General features: G+C 64.4%; 14 protein-coding genes. 5 read left to right on the forward strand and 9 right to left on the reverse strand.

Annotated features, from left to right (window positions below; translation table 11 throughout):
• Positions 1–270 precede the first annotated feature (270 nt).
• Together JWQ24_RS00845 and gltB are read right to left on the reverse strand one after the other, a co-directional pair.
• Positions 271–1,728, reverse strand: a complete 1,458-nt coding sequence (locus JWQ24_RS00845; protein ID WP_299803189.1) for a glutamate synthase subunit beta — start codon at positions 1,726–1,728, stop codon at positions 271–273.
• A 152-nt stretch (positions 1,729–1,880) separates the two neighbouring features.
• The gene (gene gltB / locus JWQ24_RS00850) at positions 1,881–6,623 is read right to left on the reverse strand and encodes a glutamate synthase large subunit (RefSeq protein WP_299803190.1); all 4,743 of its coding nucleotides are present in this window, start codon (positions 6,621–6,623) and stop codon (positions 1,881–1,883) included.
• 530 nt (positions 6,624–7,153) lie between these two features.
• Here gltB and JWQ24_RS00855 point away from each other — a divergent pair.
• Positions 7,154–7,960, forward strand: coding sequence for a hypothetical protein (locus tag JWQ24_RS00855; protein WP_299803192.1), 807 nt, complete (start codon positions 7,154–7,156; stop codon positions 7,958–7,960).
• A gap of 153 nt (positions 7,961–8,113) precedes the next feature.
• On the opposite strand, the gene JWQ24_RS00860 is transcribed toward JWQ24_RS00855, so the two are convergent.
• The gene (locus JWQ24_RS00860; RefSeq protein WP_299803194.1) at positions 8,114–8,605 is read right to left on the reverse strand and encodes an Hsp20 family protein; all 492 of its coding nucleotides are present in this window, start codon (positions 8,603–8,605) and stop codon (positions 8,114–8,116) included.
• Positions 8,606–8,797: 192 nt separating this feature from the next.
• Between JWQ24_RS00860 and JWQ24_RS00865 the strand changes: the two genes are divergently transcribed.
• Positions 8,798–9,745 carry an alpha/beta hydrolase gene (locus tag JWQ24_RS00865; RefSeq protein WP_299803197.1) on the forward strand — a complete coding sequence of 316 codons (948 nt, stop codon included), beginning with the start codon at positions 8,798–8,800 and terminating at the stop codon, positions 9,743–9,745.
• Positions 9,746–9,816: 71 nt separating this feature from the next.
• A complete protein-coding gene (locus JWQ24_RS00870; RefSeq protein WP_299803199.1) occupies positions 9,817–10,455 on the forward strand; it encodes a LysE family translocator in 639 nt (212 codons plus the stop codon).
• Positions 10,456–10,458: 3 nt separating this feature from the next.
• Here the strand turns inward: JWQ24_RS00870 and JWQ24_RS00875 are convergent, their stop codons facing one another.
• Positions 10,459–11,211 (reverse strand): sulfite exporter TauE/SafE family protein, encoded by a 753-nt coding sequence (locus JWQ24_RS00875; protein ID WP_299803201.1) that lies wholly within the window; start codon positions 11,209–11,211, stop codon positions 10,459–10,461.
• 88 nt (positions 11,212–11,299) lie between these two features.
• On the opposite strand from JWQ24_RS00875, the gene JWQ24_RS00880 reads away from it, so the two are divergent.
• Positions 11,300–12,205, forward strand: a complete 906-nt coding sequence (locus tag JWQ24_RS00880) for a LysR substrate-binding domain-containing protein (RefSeq protein WP_299803203.1) — start codon at positions 11,300–11,302, stop codon at positions 12,203–12,205.
• Here the strand turns inward: JWQ24_RS00880 and JWQ24_RS00885 are convergent.
• From JWQ24_RS00885 to JWQ24_RS00905, 5 genes are all read right to left on the reverse strand, one after another.
• A complete protein-coding gene (locus JWQ24_RS00885) occupies positions 12,202–12,825 on the reverse strand; it encodes a Crp/Fnr family transcriptional regulator (protein ID WP_299803205.1) in 624 nt (207 codons plus the stop codon). The two genes, JWQ24_RS00880 and JWQ24_RS00885, sit on opposite strands and share 4 nt — an antisense overlap.
• A gap of 345 nt (positions 12,826–13,170) precedes the next feature.
• Positions 13,171–13,353, reverse strand: coding sequence for a hypothetical protein (locus tag JWQ24_RS00890; RefSeq protein WP_299803207.1), 183 nt, complete (start codon positions 13,351–13,353; stop codon positions 13,171–13,173).
• Positions 13,354–13,494: 141 nt separating this feature from the next.
• Positions 13,495–14,274 carry a histidinol-phosphatase gene (gene hisN, locus JWQ24_RS00895; RefSeq protein ID WP_299803209.1) on the reverse strand — a complete coding sequence of 260 codons (780 nt, stop codon included), beginning with the start codon at positions 14,272–14,274 and terminating at the stop codon, positions 13,495–13,497.
• 621 nt (positions 14,275–14,895) lie between these two features.
• Positions 14,896–15,060, reverse strand: a complete 165-nt coding sequence (locus tag JWQ24_RS00900; RefSeq protein ID WP_299803212.1) for a Flp family type IVb pilin — start codon at positions 15,058–15,060, stop codon at positions 14,896–14,898.
• A gap of 334 nt (positions 15,061–15,394) precedes the next feature.
• Positions 15,395–16,282 carry an N-formylglutamate amidohydrolase gene (locus tag JWQ24_RS00905; RefSeq protein WP_299803214.1) on the reverse strand — a complete coding sequence of 296 codons (888 nt, stop codon included), beginning with the start codon at positions 16,280–16,282 and terminating at the stop codon, positions 15,395–15,397.
• A gap of 305 nt (positions 16,283–16,587) precedes the next feature.
• Here JWQ24_RS00905 and cpdR point away from each other — a divergent pair, with 305 nt between their 5' ends.
• A complete protein-coding gene (gene cpdR / locus JWQ24_RS00910) occupies positions 16,588–16,953 on the forward strand; it encodes a cell cycle two-component system response regulator CpdR (protein WP_299803216.1) in 366 nt (121 codons plus the stop codon).
• Positions 16,954–17,027 lie beyond the last annotated feature (74 nt).

Here is a 17,027-nt window from a genome sequence, read left to right on the forward strand (position 1 = left end):
CGGCTACTTGCGAAGCAACATTCGGAGCGTACACTAATTCTCCGAATTGGTCGGACCGTTGTCTTCGCTCTGGCCAAACAACTAAATAAGGAGTGGGATCAAAAGGCACTCGACACGGCGTCGTCTCCCGAGAGCCTTAGCATGGCAGCGGACAATTTATCTGACTCTCTACAAAATGTGAGAAGAGATATCGGTCGCAAGCTGCGAACTAGTCGCTCAATCAGTGAGCCGTCCGAAGAGGCTGAGGTGGCGTAGTTTTCCTTACCGACTTCACCTCGGCAGGTTCGTCGTCCCCATCAAAAACTGATCGATCGAACGGGCGCAGAGGCGGCCTTCGCGGATTGCCCAGACCACCAGCGACTGGCCGCGGCGCATGTCGCCGGCGGCGAACACCTTGGGCAGCGAGGTCTGGAAGTCGGTCAGCGCAGCGCGAACGTTTCCGCGCGGATCGAGATCGACGCCGAGCGTCTTCAGCATGCCGTCATGGACGGGATGCACGAAGCCCATCGCCAGCAGAACCAGATCGGCCTGCAGTTCGAATTCGCTGCCCGGGATCGGCTTGAACTTGTCGTCGACCTGCACGCAGTTCAGCTTCTTCACCTTGCCGTCTTCGCCGGTGAAGGTCTGCGTCAGCACGGCGAATTCGCGACGCGCGCCTTCGGCCTGGCTCGACGAAGTCCGCATCTTCAGCGGCCAGTTCGGCCAGGTCATGGCCTTGTCCTCATGCTCGGGCGGCGCCGGCATGATTTCGAGCTGCGTCACCGACAGCGCGCCCTGGCGGAACGAGGTGCCGATGCAGTCCGAGCCGGTGTCGCCGCCGCCGATCACCACGACATGCTTGCCGGTGGCGAGGATTTCCGGACGGCCGTCCTGCGGCTCGTCGGAGACGCGGCGATTTTGTTGCGGCAGGAAGTCCATTGCGAAGTGGATGCCCGACAGTTCGCGGCCGGTGATCGGCAGGTCGCGGCCGGCCTCGGCGCCGCCGGTCAGGGCGACCGCGTCGTAGGTCTTCATGAGTTCGGCGGGATCGACCGCGCCGGGTTCCGTGCCGCCAACCGGGGAGTTGTAGTGGAAGGTGACGCCTTCGGCTTCCATCTGCGCCACGCGGCGGTCGATGACGTGCTTTTCCATCTTGAAGTCGGGAATGCCGTAGCGCATCAAGCCGCCGGCCTTGGCGAACTTCTCGTAGACGTGGACGTCATGGCCGGCGCGCGCCAGTTGCTGCGCACAAGCCATGCCCGCCGGGCCGGAGCCGACTACGGCGATCTTCTTGCCAGTCTTGACGGCCGCGATCTCCGGCTTCAGCCAGCCGTTCTGCCAGGCGCGATCGACGATGGCGCATTCGATGGTCTTGATGGTCACCGGGTTGTCGTCGATGTTCAGCGTGCACGACGCCTCGCACGGCGCCGGGCAGATGCGGCCGGTGATCTCGGGGAAATTGTTGGTCGAGTGCAGGTTGCGCGAGGCCTCTTCCCAGTTGCCGTTGTAGACGAGGTCGTTCCAGTCCGGGATCTGGTTGTTGACCGGGCAGCCCGGCGTGCCGGGCTCTACCGAGCCGGTGCCGTGGCAATTGGGGATGCCGCAATTCATGCAGCGCGCGGCCTGGTCCTTGGTGTCCTTCTCACTCAGCGGAATGACGAATTCGCCATAGCCCTTGAGGCGCTCCGACACCGGCGCGTACTTGCGATCGTGACGATCGATCTCGAGAAAACCTGTGATCTTGCCCATGAAAGCTAACGTCCCGAACCTTAAGTCCCAAATCCAAACTCAGTCCTCATCCTGAGGAGCGGCGTCTTCGCCGCGTCTCGAAGGAGTGAGTTCATGTCACCTCATGGTTCGAGACGGCGCAAGTGCGCCTCCTCACCATGAGGACCGTGTAGTTACGCCCCAATCGCAATTTTCGGTTCGGCGTCGGCATTGGCCTTCATTTCGGTCAGCGCGCGGCGGTATTCCACCGGCATCACCTTGCGGAACTTGGGCAGCCAGGTCTTCCAGTCGGCGAGGATCATCGCCGCCTTGGCCGAACCGGCATATTTGGCGTGGCGCGAGATCAGCACGTGCAGCCGCTCGACGTCGGAGGCCAGCAGGTCGGCGAACACGTCGACCTTGCCATGCGCTTCCAAATCGCCGGACTGGTGGAAGCTGTTCTCGGCGATCATCTCCTCGGAGAGCACCGGCTCCAGTTCGACCATCGCCATGTTGCACAGTTTCGGGAAACCGCCGTCTTCGTCGAGCACATAAGCGACGCCGCCCGACATGCCAGCCGCGAAGTTGCGTCCGGTCTTGCCGAGCACCACCACGATGCCGCCGGTCATGTATTCGCAGCAATGGTCGCCGGCGCCTTCGACCACGGCCACCGCGCCGGAGTTGCGCACGGCGAAGCGTTCACCGGCGACGCCGCGGAAGTAGCATTCGCCCTCGATCGCGCCGTACATCACGGTGTTGCCGACGATGATCGACTCTTCCGGCACGATGCCGGAATGCGCCGGCGGCCGGACGATGATCTTGCCGCCCGACAGGCCCTTGCCGACATAGTCGTTACCTTCGCCTTCGAGATCGAAGGTGATGCCCTTGCAGAGCCACGCGCCGAAGGCCTGGCCCGCAGTGCCCTTCAGCGACACCTTGATGGTGTCGTCCGGCAGACCAGCATTGCCGTAGATCTTGGCGACCGTGCCGGACAGCATCGCGCCGGTCGAACGGTTGGTGTTGTTGATCTCGATGTCGATCTTCACCGGCGCGCCGCGGTCGATGGCCGGCTGCGCCTGCGCGATCAGCTGGCGGTCGAGGATCGCTTCGAGGTGATGATCCTGCAACTCCGAGTGATAGATCTTCTGGCCGGGCAGCGCCTTCTGCTTCACGAACAGCTTCGAGAAGTCGAGGCCCTTGGCCTTCCAGTGCGTCACCAGTGTCGACTGGTCGATCATCTGGGTCTGGCCGACCATCTCGTTGAAATTGCGATAGCCGAGCGTAGCCATGATCTCGCGGACTTCCTCGGCGACGAAGAAGAAGTAGTTGATGACGTGCTCGGGCTGGCCGGTGAAGCGCTTGCGCAGCACGGGGTCCTGCGTCGCGACGCCGACCGGGCAGGTGTTGAGATGGCACTTGCGCATCATGATGCAGCCCGCTGCGATCAAGGGCGCGGTGGCGAAGCCGAACTCGTCAGCGCCGAGCAGGGCGCCGATCACGACGTCGCGGCCGGTGCGGAAGCCGCCATCGACCTGCACGACGATGCGGCTGCGCAGCCGCTCGCGCACCAGCGTCTGGTGGGTTTCGGCGAGGCCGATTTCCCACGGCGAACCTGCGTGCTTGATCGAGGTCAGCGGAGACGCGCCGGTGCCGCCTTCGAAGCCGGCGATGGTGACATGGTCGGCGCGCGCCTTGGCGACGCCGGCCGCAACCGTGCCGACGCCGATTTCCGACACCAGCTTGACCGAGACCTGGCCCGTCGGATTGACGTTCTTGAGGTCATAGATCAGCTGCGCGATGTCTTCGATCGAATAGATGTCGTGATGCGGCGGCGGCGAGATCAGGCCGACGCCGGGCGTGGAGTGGCGCACGGCCGCGATGGTCGCATCGACCTTGTGGCCGGGCAACTGGCCGCCTTCGCCGGGCTTGGCGCCCTGCGCCATCTTGATCTGCATCATGTCGGAATTGACGAGGTATTCCGTGGTGACGCCGAACCGGCCCGAAGCGACCTGCTTGATCGCCGAACGCATCGAGTCGCCGTTCGCCATCGGCTTGTAGCGATCCGACTCCTCGCCGCCTTCGCCGGTGTTCGACTTGCCGCCGATCCGGTTCATGGCGATCGCCAGCGTGGTGTGTGCCTCGCGCGAGATCGAGCCGTAGGACATCGCCCCCGTGGCGAAACGCTTGACGATGTCAGCGGCGGATTCGACTTCCTCCAGCGGCACCGGCTTGCGCTTCTCGTCTTCGGCGGTCTTCAGCTTGAACAGGCCGCGCAGCGTCAGGAGGCGCTCGGACTGCTCGTTGAGGATCTTGGCAAACGCACGATAGCGCTCCAGCGAGTTGCCGCGTGCGGCGTGCTGCAGCGTCGAGACCGATTCCGCGGTCCAGGCGTGGTCCTCGCCGCGGGTGCGGTAGGCGTATTCGCCGCCGACATCGAGCGAGTTCTTGTAGATTTGGATGTCGCCGAACGCTTCGGTGTGGCGACGCACGGTCTCTTCCGCGATCTCCGGCAGGCCGACGCCCTCGATCTGGGTGTGGGTGCCGACGAAATACTTGGCGACGAACTCCGCCTTGAGGCCGACAGCATCGAAGATCTGCGCGCCGCAATAGGACTGGTAGGTCGAGATGCCCATCTTCGACATCACCTTGAGCAGGCCCTTGCCGATCGACTTGATGTAGCGCTTGACCAGTTCGTAGTCCTCAAGCGCGGCCGGCAGTTTGTCCTTCATCGCGACGATGGATTCGAAGGCGAGGTAGGGGTTGATCGCTTCGGCGCCGTAGCCGGCGAGGCAGGCGAAGTGATGCACTTCGCGCGGTTCGCCGGACTCGACGACGAGGCCGACCGAGGTGCGCAGGCCGGTGCGGATCAGATGATGATGCACGGCGGCGCAGGCCAGCAGCGACGGGATCGGAATCCGGTCTGAGCCGGCCATGCGGTCGGACAGGATGATGATGTTGACGCCTTCGCGGACGGCGGCTTCGGCGCGCGCGCAGAGCTCATCGAGCACCTGTTCGAGGCCCGAGGCGCCGAATCCGGCGTGGAAGGTGGTGTCGAGCGTCCGCGACACGAAGTGCGATTCCGCGACGTCGGAGATCGAGCGGATCTTTTCGAGATCGGCGTCGGTGAGGATCGGCTGGCGAACTTCAAGCCGCTGGGTGCCGGCGGTGCCGCCCTTCAGGTCGAACAGGTTCGGCCGCGGTCCGATGATCGAGACCAGGCTCATCACCAGCTCTTCGCGGATCGGATCGATCGGCGGGTTCGTCACCTGCGCGAAGTTCTGCTTGAAATAGGTGAACAGCGGCTTCGGCTTGTCGGACAGAGCCGAGATCGGCGCGTCGTTGCCCATCGAGCCCGAGGCTTCTTCGCCCATCGACGCCATCGGCGTCATCAGGATCGAGACGTCTTCCTGGGTGTAGCCGAACGCCTGCTGCCGATCGAGCAGCGGCAGGTTCGAGCGCATGCCCTTGGCAGGCGCGTCGGGCAGTTCTTCGAGCACGATCTGGGTCTTGTTCAGCCACTCGCGATACGGATGGCTGGAGGCCAGCGTGGCCTTGATCTCGTCGTCCGGGATCAGGCGACCCTGTTCGAGATCGACCAGCAGCATCTTGCCCGGCTGCAGGCGCCACTTGGTGATGATGTCTTCTTCCGGAATCTTCAGCACGCCCATTTCGGACGCCATCACGATGCGGTCGTCCTTGGTGACGAGATAGCGCGCCGGGCGCAGGCCGTTGCGATCCAGCGTCGCGCCGATCTGGCGGCCGTCGGTGAAGGCGAGTGCGGCCGGGCCGTCCCACGGCTCCATGATCGCGGCATGATATTCGTAGAATGCGCGGCGCTGCTCATCCATCAGGGGATTGCCGGCCCAGGCTTCCGGAATCATCATCATCACGGCATGCGGCAGCGAGTAGCCGCCCTGCACCAGGAATTCGAGACCGTTGTCGAAGCAGGCAGTGTCGGACTGGCCTTCATAGGAGATCGGCCACAGGCGGCTGATATCCTTGCCGTACAGCTTGGAGTGGATCGAAGCCTGGCGCGCTGCCATCCAGTTGGTGTTGCCGCGCAGCGTGTTGATCTCGCCGTTATGCGCGACCATGCGGAACGGATGCGCCAGCGACCAGGTCGGGAAGGTGTTGGTCGAGAAGCGCTGATGCACCAGCGCCAGCGCGCTCTCGAAATCCTCCTCGTGCAGGTCGGCATAGTAGCTGCCGAGCTGGTCGGCGAGGAACATGCCCTTGTAGATCACCGTGCGGCACGACAGCGAGCAGGCGTAGTAGCCGGCAAGGCCGCGGTCGCGGCGCTGGAAGATGGCCTGTGAGATCGACTTGCGCAGGATGTACAGCCGGCGCTCGAATTCGTCCTCGTTGGCGATCGGCGCGGTGCCACGGCCGATGAACACCTGCATGTTGGAGGGTTCGGTCGGCTTCACGCTTTCGCCGAGCGAGGCATTGTCGGTCGGAACCACGCGCCAGCCGAGCAGGGTGAGGCCCTCGGCCTTGATCTGGTCGGCGATGATGCCCTTGATGACCTGACGCCAGGCGGTGTCGCGCGGCATGAAAAGGGCGCCGACGGCGTATTCGCCGGGTTCGGGCAGCGTGAAGCCCAGCTCGCCGGCCTTGCGGGAAAAGAAGGCGTGCGGAATCTGCACCAGAATGCCCGCGCCGTCGCCGAAGCGCGGATCGGCGCCCGTGGCGCCGCGGTGCTCAAGGTTGCACAGGATGCTGATCGCGTCGGCGACGATCTGGTGCGACTTCTTACCTTTGATGTTGGCAATGAAGCCGACGCCGCAGGCGTCCTTTTCTCGTGACGGATCGTACAGGCCTTCGGCCGGCGGCCGCCAGGTGTGCAATTCGATGGGATAATCGGTGGTTTTGATCGCCGGGTCCGCCGACAGCGCGTCGGTTTCGATCATCTGGCGCTCGTGCTCTGACCCGCTCATCTTCGTCCTCTCAACCCCGAAGGGTTCTTTCATCCCCGTTGGCGCACTTTGGCGGTCGCGGAACCCTGCGGGCCACCGCTCGCGCCGCGAGCCTCGATTTCAAGAATTCAGGCGGTGGTGCCCATCGTCCCCGGCGGCCACCTCGCGCACTGTCGTCCCGGGCACCGTCATCCGCCCGTATATGTTGCAAACCCTGTGCCGGGATTGCCTTAAATTGCGACAGCAGTGCTGTCGTAACTCTGACCTTGCCAAATTTTTTTCTATCATACAAGCGCGCGCGAGTCTGTGCTGGCATCCCGTCTCGCATCGGTAAATCGGGCCGTTTCCGCGCCTGATTACGCCGACGGTGCCGTGATCCCGCCTACGCACGGTCCAAGCGTCGCCCGAGGTCGGCCGTATGGCGGCCCAATTCAGCGCACAGCTTGCGGCGCGTTCGATCGGGTACCGAAAGTTTTGGCGCCGATCGGGCCAGGCGGGCGCGCTCAGGGGGTGAGCGGCGCTCGGGCGCGGGGGCGTCAAAGGAGTTTGCGATGAAGTTATTCATAGGTTGGGTGGCGACCGCCGGCGTGCTGGTCACGACGGCCGCCGAGGCGCAGGTATTGACGCCGTACCGGCTGGACGGGCCGGCGATGGTCCCGATGTCCGATGTCGGCGGGCCCTACGCCGCGCTGCCGCCGGGATACGGGCCGTCGCGCTATGGCCCGCCGCGTTATGCGTTGTCGGTGCTGCCGCCGCGGGAGATTTTCGCGATCGCGCGCGAAATGGGCTTCCAGCCGCTCGGCGTGCCGCAGCAGCGCGGGCTGGTCTACACGCTGTCGGCGATCAATATCGACGGCGAGGATGGCCGGCTGGTGGTCGACGCCCGCAGCGGCCGCATCATGCGCTTCATGCCGGCCTGGCGGATGCGCGATCGGATGGGCGAGGAGACAGCGTCGATCTACGGGCCGACTGGTCCGATGCCCGAACTGCCGCAATACCGCCGTGCGCCGCAATCGCCCTCCGCTGCGCCCCGGGTTGCCAGCCGTACAGCGGTGCCGCTGCCCAAGAAGTCGCCGCCACGCGCGGTCGCGACACCGGCCAAGCCGGTTGCGCCGTCCGTTCCGGTGGCCGTGACGCCGCCGGCTCCCGCCGCAACCCCGGTCGAGCAACAGGCCGTGGTGGCGCCGAAGCCGGACGAGGTCCGCGTCATCCCGATGACCCCCGCGCCGCCACCGGCTGTTGCACCTGAAACACCCGCCGCTGCGGCGCCCACCGTCGCCGCCCCGCCGGTCGAGGCCAAGCCCGAGACGCCCGCCGTTGCAGCGCCTGCCGCGCCGCCGGTGCAGGGCGTTGAGTAATCGAGTGACCAGGTAACGGCCTCTCCGCGCGTCGTCCCGCTTTCGCGAGGGCGACGCGGAGAGGGTGGCTTGCGCCGTGTAAAACAAAAAAAAGCGCCCCGGTTTCCCGGGGCGCTTTGACGCGGTACGCAACTTCAACAAACAGCTATTCGCTTATGCGGCGACCTTCTCGGCCGCACCGTCCACCACCTGCGGCGCGGAGACGGCGCTCACGGTGCTGATCGGAATGCTGCGCGGCTTCTTGGCTTCCGGGATCTCGCGGACGAGATCGACGTGGAGCAGGCCGTTCTCGAGCGAGGCGTTCTTCACCTGCACGAAGTCGGCGAGCTGGAAAGCGCGCTCGAAGGCGCGGGCGGCGATGCCGCGGTACAGCACCTCGGCCTGCGGCGCGGCGTTCTCGTTGGCGGCCTTTTCGCCCTTGATCGTCAGGGTGTTTTCCTTGGCGACAATGGAGAGCTCGTTGGCGGCAAAGCCGGAGACGGCGACGCTGATGCGGTAGTCGTTCTCGCCGGTACGCTCGATATTATAGGGCGGATAGCCCGGCGCGCTGTTGTCCGAAGCGCGACCCGACTGGTCGAGCAACGAGAACAGGCGATCGAAGCCGACGGTGGAACGATAAAACGGGGTGAGATCGTAGGTACGCATGGGTAGTCCTCCATTGAGCGACTGTTGAATGAACCCGCCCGCCATCGGGCCGGGCGATTTCGTGCAGCCTAGATCAGGCCTGCACGAAGGTGATATGGGAGGGGGAGAACGGCCTGCAAGAGGGTCGCGACGAATCCTATTTTGCGCGTCCGCCCTTGAATTCCCGCCGATTTCACCCAGCCGGTTCCCGCCATGACGCTTGTCTCGATCCCCGCCAATCCCGTCCCCGACGGCGTCGTGTCAGGCATGATCAAGACGCCGGACGGCGTCGATCTGCGGTTCGCGCGCTGGGTGCCGCCGGCCGGGCGCCGCGGCACGGTCTGCGTCTTTGCCGGGCGCGGCGAGTGCATCGAGAAGTATTTCGAGACGGTGCGCGACCTGCGCGAACGCGGCTTCGCGGTGGCGATGATCGACTGGCGCGGCCAGGGCCACTCGTCGCGGGCCTTGCGTGATTTCCGCAAGGGCTATGTCCGCGACTTCCGCGACTTCGAGATCGATGTGGAAACCTTTGTGCAGCAGATCGTGCTGCCGGATTGCCCGCCGCCGTATTTCGCGCTGGCGCATTCTATGGGCGGCGCGGTGATACTGCGCGTCGCGCATGCCGGCAAGCGCTGGTTCGACCGCATCGTGCTGTCGGCGCCGATGATCGACCTGCCGGGCAAGCGGACCTCGTTTCCCGCGCGCGCGCTGCTGCGCGTGATGCGGCTGACCGGGCAGGGTGGCAATTACGTGCCGGGCGGCAGCTCGGCGCTGGTCGGCAGCACGCCGTTCAACGGCAACCAGCTCACCTCGGATGCACTGCGCTATGCCCGCAACGCCGCGATCTATGACGAAGACCCGACGCTCGGCATCGCCGCGCCGACGGTGGCCTGGGCCGATACCGCCTTCACCGCGATGCATGCCTTTCGGGCGGCGGACTATCCGGCACGCATCCGGCAGCCGATTCTGATGATGGCGGCCAGTGCCGACACCGTGGTGTCGACCCCGGCGATCGAGGAATTCGCCTATCATCTGCGCGGCGGCGCGCATCTGGTGATTCCGGGCGCGCGCCACGAGATCCTGCAGGAGCAGGACCGCTACCGCAGCCAGTTCTGGGCGGCGTTCGACGCCTTCGTGCCGGGCATGGCGGCGTTCAAGTAGGTTGATACGACGGCAACACACCCACTGCCGTCGACGGTGCAACACGCTCCACAACGGAGAGGCCTGAAATCATGCTCGGCATTCACTCGCTCTGGCTGTTCGTTCTGTCCTGCCTGATGCTCAACATCACGCCGGGACCGGACACCGCCTATATCGTCGGGCGTAGCGTGCAGATCGGCTGGCGCGGCGGGGTGGCGGCGGCGCTGGGGATCAGTACGGGGTGCCTGGTGCACGTGTTTGCCGCAGCGATCGGTCTGTCGGCGTTGCTGGCGGCGTCATCGATGGCCTTCACCGCAGTGAAGTGGATCGGCGCGGCCTATCTGGTCTATGCCGGCATCCGCATGCTGCTGGCACGGGCGCCCGCAACGGCGACTGACGCCGGCATCGCGCCGCGGGCAATGTCGCTGCGGCAGGTGTTCTGGCAGGGCGCACTGACCAATGCGCTGAACCCGAAGGTGGCTTTGTTCTTCCTCGCCTTCCTGCCGCAATTCGTCGATGCCGACGCGGCCGGCAAGGCGCTCGCCTTCATCGTGCTCGGGCTGATCTTCATCGCGACCGGCACGGCGTGGAATTTGGGCATGGCGGCGTTCGCGGCGAAGGCCGCCGGTCGCATCCGGCAGTCCGGCCGTGCGCTGCTATGGCTGAACCGCGCGCTCGGCGCGATGTTCGTGACGCTCGGTGTCCGCGTCGCGATGATGCAGGCGCGATAAAAGCTATTTCAGAATGGCGTGGATGCCGTTGCCGGTGAGGTAGATCCCGAGCAGCAGCATGGCGATCAGGAACCAGCGGCGGAAGGCTTCCGGCTGCATCCGGTCGCGCGCCGCCTGGCCGATGAACATGCCGGCAAAGGCCGCGACCATTCCAATCACGCCGGGCAGCGCGGTGGAGGCGTTGAGCAACCCGGCGCTGGTCAGGTTGAACGCCTGCGCCGCAGTGGCCACCGTGAAGTACATGCCGAGCGCCTGCACCAGCTCGTTCTTCTGCATGCCGATCGATTGCATGAAGGGCATTGACGGAATCACCTGGATGCCGGTGGCGGCGGCGATCGTGCCGGTGATCACGCCGACAACGCCGCCGACCCATTTTTCATGGGCGGGGGTGACGGTGAACTGGAGTTTCCCGAGGCTGACGAGTGCGTAGGCCACCAGCAGGATGCCAAGCACCACCGGCGCATAATGCGCGAACTGGCCGGTCATCAGCCCGCCGCCGAGCCAGATCGCGATCGCGGTGCCGAGCATCAAAGGCCACAGTCGCCTGAAGATGTCGCGCAGATAGGGGCCGGCGAAGGTCTGCCAGATATTGGTGACGACGGCCGGCATAATGACGAGGGTCAGCGCCTGCACCGGCGTCATGGCGACCGCGAGCAGGCCCATCGACACCGTCGGCAGGCCGAGGCCGATCACGCCCTTGACGAAGCCGGCGAGGGCAAACGCTGCGGCGATCAGGATGAGGAGGGAATCAGGCATGGCCGGACATTGACCGATCGTCCGGGGCGGCACAATCTGGAGGTTCTTGAGTAAGCCTTCGGCATGGACGAAGGCAAGGGGATCACCGATGCGGTTCGATCTGGTCGATCTTCAGCTGTTCGTCGCGATTGCCGAGGCCAGCAGCATCACGCATGGCGCGGCGCGGGCGAATCTGGCGCTGGCTTCGGCGAGCGCGCGGATCAAGGCGCTGGAAGCGACGCTCGGCGTTGTGCTTCTGACGCGCGGCCGGCGAGGCATCCTGCTCACCGCGGCCGGCGAAGCGCTGCTCGGCCATGCCCGCATCGTGCTGCACGACGTCGAGACCATGCGCGGCGAGATGGGCGCCTATGCCCGCGGCCTGAAAGCCAGGGTCTTCGTGCTCGCCAACACTGTCGGGCTTTCCGAGCATCTGCCGAAGGCGCTGGCGTCGTTTCTGCGCGAGCATCCGAACATCAGCCTGGCCGTCGAGGAGCGCGAAAGCGCCGATATTGCGCAGGCGATCGCCAGCGGCGTGGCCGATCTGGGATTTGCCGCCGAGCATACGCTGCCGGACACGCTCGAACGGTTTTCATTCAGCGAGGACCGCCTGATGCTGGTGACGTCGCAGCGCAACGCCTTCGCCGGCCGCCGCCAGATCGATTTTAAGGAAGTGATCAATGAGGACTTTGTCGGACTGACTAATTCGACGGCGCTGCAAAGCCACATTGGCAAGTATGCGGCGAAGCTCGGCGCGCGGCTGCGCTTTCGGGCGCAACTGCGTGATTTCGATGCGATGTGCCAGATGGTGGCGGCCGGTGTCGGGGTCGCCATCGTGCCGGAGGTCGCGGCAAGGCGCTGTGCGCGGTCGATGCCGATCCGGATGGTGCGGATTCGCGATGCTTGGGCCAGTCGGCACCTGGCAATCTGCGTCCGCAGCTTCAAGGGACTGTCGCGCCCCGCACAGCAGCTCTATGAGCACCTGCGCGCGGAGGCGGCGCCGCGCCGGTCCGGCTAGAGCGGGATCTTGCGGGTCTGGTCGATCAGTGTCTGATAGCACTCGCAGGACGAGCTCTCGAGCGCGGCACGGTCGATGATCCTGATGACGCCGCGCGCGTAGCTGATGGAGCCCGCGGCTTGCAGCTTGCCTGCCACCTCGGTCACCGAGGTGCGCCGGACGCCGAGCATTTCCGCCATCAGTTCTTGCGTCAGCCCGACCGTGTTGCTCTCGGCGCGGTCGGCGGATTGCAGCAGCCAACGCGCGAACCGCGCCTCGACCGCGTGCAGCGCGTTGCAGGCGGCGGTGATGCGCGCCTGGGTCAACAGCACTTCGTTGTAGTGGATGCACATGTTGCGCAGCGGCTCGCTGGTGGCGACGGCCTTGCGGAAATTGGCCGATGAAATCCTGCTGGTGGTCATCGGCAATTGCACGACGACGCGGACCATCGAAATGTAGAGCCTGAGACCGGCCATCGCGCCGACGGTGCCTTCGCGGCCGACGGTGGCGGTCTCGATCGCCTTGCCGTCGCGCATCACGGCAAGCAGCGAGAGCATGCCGTTATGGGGAAAGTAGATATGGTCGACTTCGTCGCCGGTCTCCGACAGCACCAGATTCTGCGGTAAAGTAACTGTGGTCATATGCGGCGCAAGTAGCGCGAACTGCTCGCGTGGCAAGCTTGCGAGCAGGTGGTTTCGCATGGGGTCGAGTTGGGGAGAATTCAAATGCGGTTACCCGCCCGGTCGGTCGGGCCGTATTTCCGCAGGGGATGAGGACAGGCTCCGAAAGCGCATTCCGCGGGAACCTATTGATATAAGAAGCATAACAGGGTTTTGTCGGTCCGGTACCGTTCTTAACTCGCATTTACCCTGCGCCGGCCGGCTTTCATCTAAGGTACGTCTTTTGGCCTTGGCAGCAGCGACCTTCGAAGGTCGCTAACATTCTTTTTGTCCGCGAGCGGACGAAACGGGGAAAAGCCGCGGAAATCACTCCGCGGAGGGACCGATGCGACGCTGCGTGCCCGGGGCGTGATCGTCTTGGAAATTGGCCTGCGCTTCATATTCGCTGGCGAGCACTTCGAGACGCGTGCGCGTGGCCGGATCGCCCGCATCGCGAGCGAGGCGACGGCACTTCTCGGCTTGCTCTCGCAAATAAGCGGTCGGCACCATGAGTCTGCTCGCGCAATAAGGCGGTAGTCCAACGGGGCTCAGTCACCGGCGCCCGAGGCGTTGCCGACAGTGCCGACAGTTTTAGCCTTGTTGCGTCCCCGGGGCGACTCTATTCGGGAAACAGCGGAGCGGGAACTCGCGCTAGGTGTTGAGTCGCTTCAGCGCCGCCTCGTGGACGCGCGGATCACCGGCGGCGACGATGCGGCCACCGGCCTGCGCCGGCTTGCCTTCCCAGGTCGTGACGATGCCGCCGGCGCCGGTGACGATCGGGATCAAGGCCGCAATATCATAGGGCTTGAGTTCGGTCTCGATGACGAGATCGAGATGACCCGCGGCGAGCATGCAGTAGGAATAGCAATCGCCGCCGTAGCGCGACAGCCGCACGTCGTTCTCGACCCGGTGGAAGGCGTCGCGGTCGGCGTCGTTCATCAGCCGCGGGCTGGTGGTGAACATCACCGCTTCCTGCAGCGAGGCGCAGCGCCGCACCGCGAGCTTGCGGTCGCCGGACGGGCCGAGGTAACGCGCCGAGCCACTGTCGCCGCTGAAGCGCTCGCCGATATAGGGCTGGTGCATCATGCCGTACACCGGTGTGCCCCGGTGCAGCAGCGCGATCAGCGTGCCCCAGATCGGGAAGCCGGAGATGAAGGATTTGGTGCCGTCGATCGGATCCAGCACCCAGACGTATTCCGCGTCCTCGCGCTCGCTGCCGAATTCCTCGCCGACGATGCCGTGTTGCGGGAAGTTCTGCTTGATCATCCGGCGCATCACGGCCTCGGCGGCGCGGTCGGCCTCGGTGACCGGATCGAAATCGGTGCTGTTCTTGTTGTCGATGCTCAGCGCGGTCCGGAAGAACGGCAGGATGGTCTCGCCGGAAGCGGTGGCGAGGCGGCCGATGAAGGCTGTGAAATCGATGACCGTCACGGCAGGTTCCTTATGCGGCGCCCGGCGCGGGCTCGCCGCTTCTATACAGCGCGTGACCTCCGCCCGCATCTGCGGATCGGTTCTCCCAGGCGATTATCCCGGCTGCCGTGCGGGGCGGAATCCAGTTGCCGACGGCGTCAGCATGGGGCCGCTCTCGATCAGGAACTCCGTATAGAAATGAAAATATGTTCATTTGTAACAAACGCGGAAACTCCGGTCATTTCTTCATGTCTTTGAAACGACAGTGAAAAATCGCGCACACCATGCCAATTGGAGTCCGGCGCCATGCAAATTTTGCATGCGTATAACGTCGAAAACTCTTGCACTTCTCGCGTCGCGGCCGCATATTGTTGCGGTGCGGTAGCGCTTTGCGTTATCGCTGCCCTCCTTGGGCGTTTCCTCCCTAGACTTGGGCCGCTTGCCAACGCAAGCGGCCCTTTTTTCTTTTGGAGTCCGTTTCCGGGGATTAGTGCGCCATAGCGGCTGCAGTTGCCGCTAACCATTGAGATGGGGCGCATCGACTCTGTCTCCCGGACAGCCGCAGGAGATGGTGAGCGTGCTGCATTGGCGCCCACCGGCTGAGAACCAGCGAACCGGCGCGATGTGCCGTTGGTGAAGTCGTTATTTCAGCGAAGTGTTGATGTCGGCGAACTTGCTGTTCAGGCTGGTCCCGATTCCGTTGACGGCGGCGATGATCACCAGGGAAATTCCTGCGGCGATCAGGCCGTATTCGATGGCCGTTGCCCCCGACTCATCGGACCAGAACCTTGAGAGATAGCGTTTCATTTGTCCTGCTTTCATGGTTGTGCTGTGACTTTACGCACTCCGAGATTGCGTATGAAAACCTAAATCCCGATGAATTTTTACGGTTCAATGCTACCTAAAAGGCAACATTTGGCGCCCTTGGCTTCTGATTGGCAGCGCCATCTGGCACGAGTCTTTGCCCTGTCATTGATCAAGCGGAGCCCTTGCGACGAAGCAATCCAGTTCTCTTGAAGTGAGCGGCATTCTGGATTGCAGCGTCGCTTCCGCCTTCGCTCGCGAGTTACGGCGGACAAGTCGCTCCTCGCAACGACGGCTGATCGGACTGCGCGCCGACGGAACGACGCCGATCGCCGCGCTACTCCGCCGCGGCCTGGAACGGGCCGAGGTCGCTCAGCGGCAATTGCGCCAGCGCGTCGGCGAGCACGGCGAAATCGGCGGCGATCTGGCCGAACCGGGCGGTGCGCTCGCGTCGCCGCTCGTCCATGTAGATCGCGCGGTTCAGCTCGATCTGCACCGCATGCAGCCCGCTGGCGGGATTGCCGTAATGCTCGGTGATGAAGCCGCCGGCATAGGGCTTGTTGCGACCGAGCGAATAGCCGAGGCCGCCGAACGTCGTCTCGACCGTCTCCGCAAGGATGCTGGCGCAACTGGTGCCGTAGCGGTCGCCGACGACGATGTCCGGCCGGCGCGGCTCCTCGCGCGAGATGCCGATCGACGGCATCGAGTGGCAGTCGATCAGGATCGCGGTGCCGAAGCGCTGGTGGGCCTGATTGATCAGCCGGCGCAGCGCGCGGTGATAGGGCTTGTACAGCGTCTCGATGCGGGTGAGGGCGTCATCGACCTCGAGCCGTTCGCGGTAGATTTCCTGGCCATCGCCGACCACCCGCGGAATCGTGCCGAGCCCGCCGGCGACCCGCATCGAGCGGGTATTGGCGAAGCTTGGCAGCCGTCCGGTGAACATCCGCGGATCGAGCTCGTAGGGCTCGCGGTTGACGTCGACATAAGAGCGCGGGAAGTGCACCCGCACCACCGGGAAGCCGCGTGCGCTGAGGCCCGCAATCAATTCGTCCATGAACGAATCTTCCGAGCGGCGCAGCGCCACCACGTCGATGCGCGAGGCATCGAGGAATTCTGGCGGATAGACCGAGCCGGAATGCGGCGAATTGAAAATGATCGGGGCGCGCCACTCGGCGGGCTCGACGATGTCGAAGGGAGGCGACAGGTCGCCATCAAAAGGGGTCATCGAAGCGCGCCATCCCTGTCGCAGCACTGTTTTATAGCCACAGTCTGCCAGAAAACCGCCGCGGGGGGAGAACTCATTGTGGTCCCGCACAAAACGTCCACACCTGTAAAATCCCCTGCAAAATACCCTGCGGAAGGGCCGCGGCCGGCGCAAAGCACCGCCCTCATTGCAGGGAAGGCCGATTTGGCGCACCATCCTGGGACAATATTACGGTTTTTGCGGCCTGCGCCTTCACCCCAAATTTACCAGACCGAGGGCCTAGTGGAGGCCCAGGTCCTCTCATTCGGGTTCGACGTCCAACAGCCATGCACAAGATCCTCCTCGCCGAAGATGACAACGACATGCGCCGCTTCCTGGTCAAGGCCCTGGAAAACGCCGGTTTCCAAGTTTCGTCTCATGATAACGGGCTTTCCGCCTATCAGAGACTGCGCGAAGAGCCGTTTGAAATGCTTCTGACGGACATCGTGATGCCCGAGATGGACGGTATCGAACTGGCGCGCCGCGCCAGCGAACTCGACCCCGACATCAAGATCATGTTCATCACCGGCTTTGCCGCGGTCGCCCTCAACCCGGATTCGTCCGCCCCCAAGCACGCCAAGGTGCTGTCCAAGCCGATCCACCTCCGCGACCTCGTTAACGAGGTCCAGAAGATGCTGGCGGCGGCGGCCTGACTTGTCGCCCTAAGATGGCGTCGCTGGCGCTCGCCTTTTGTCGGTCGGAGACGGCGTTGCTTCGCCAGCCTTTG

Source organism: Tardiphaga sp. (assembly GCF_028290495.1).
In the GTDB taxonomy this organism is placed as follows: Bacteria; Pseudomonadota; Alphaproteobacteria; order Rhizobiales; family Xanthobacteraceae; genus Tardiphaga.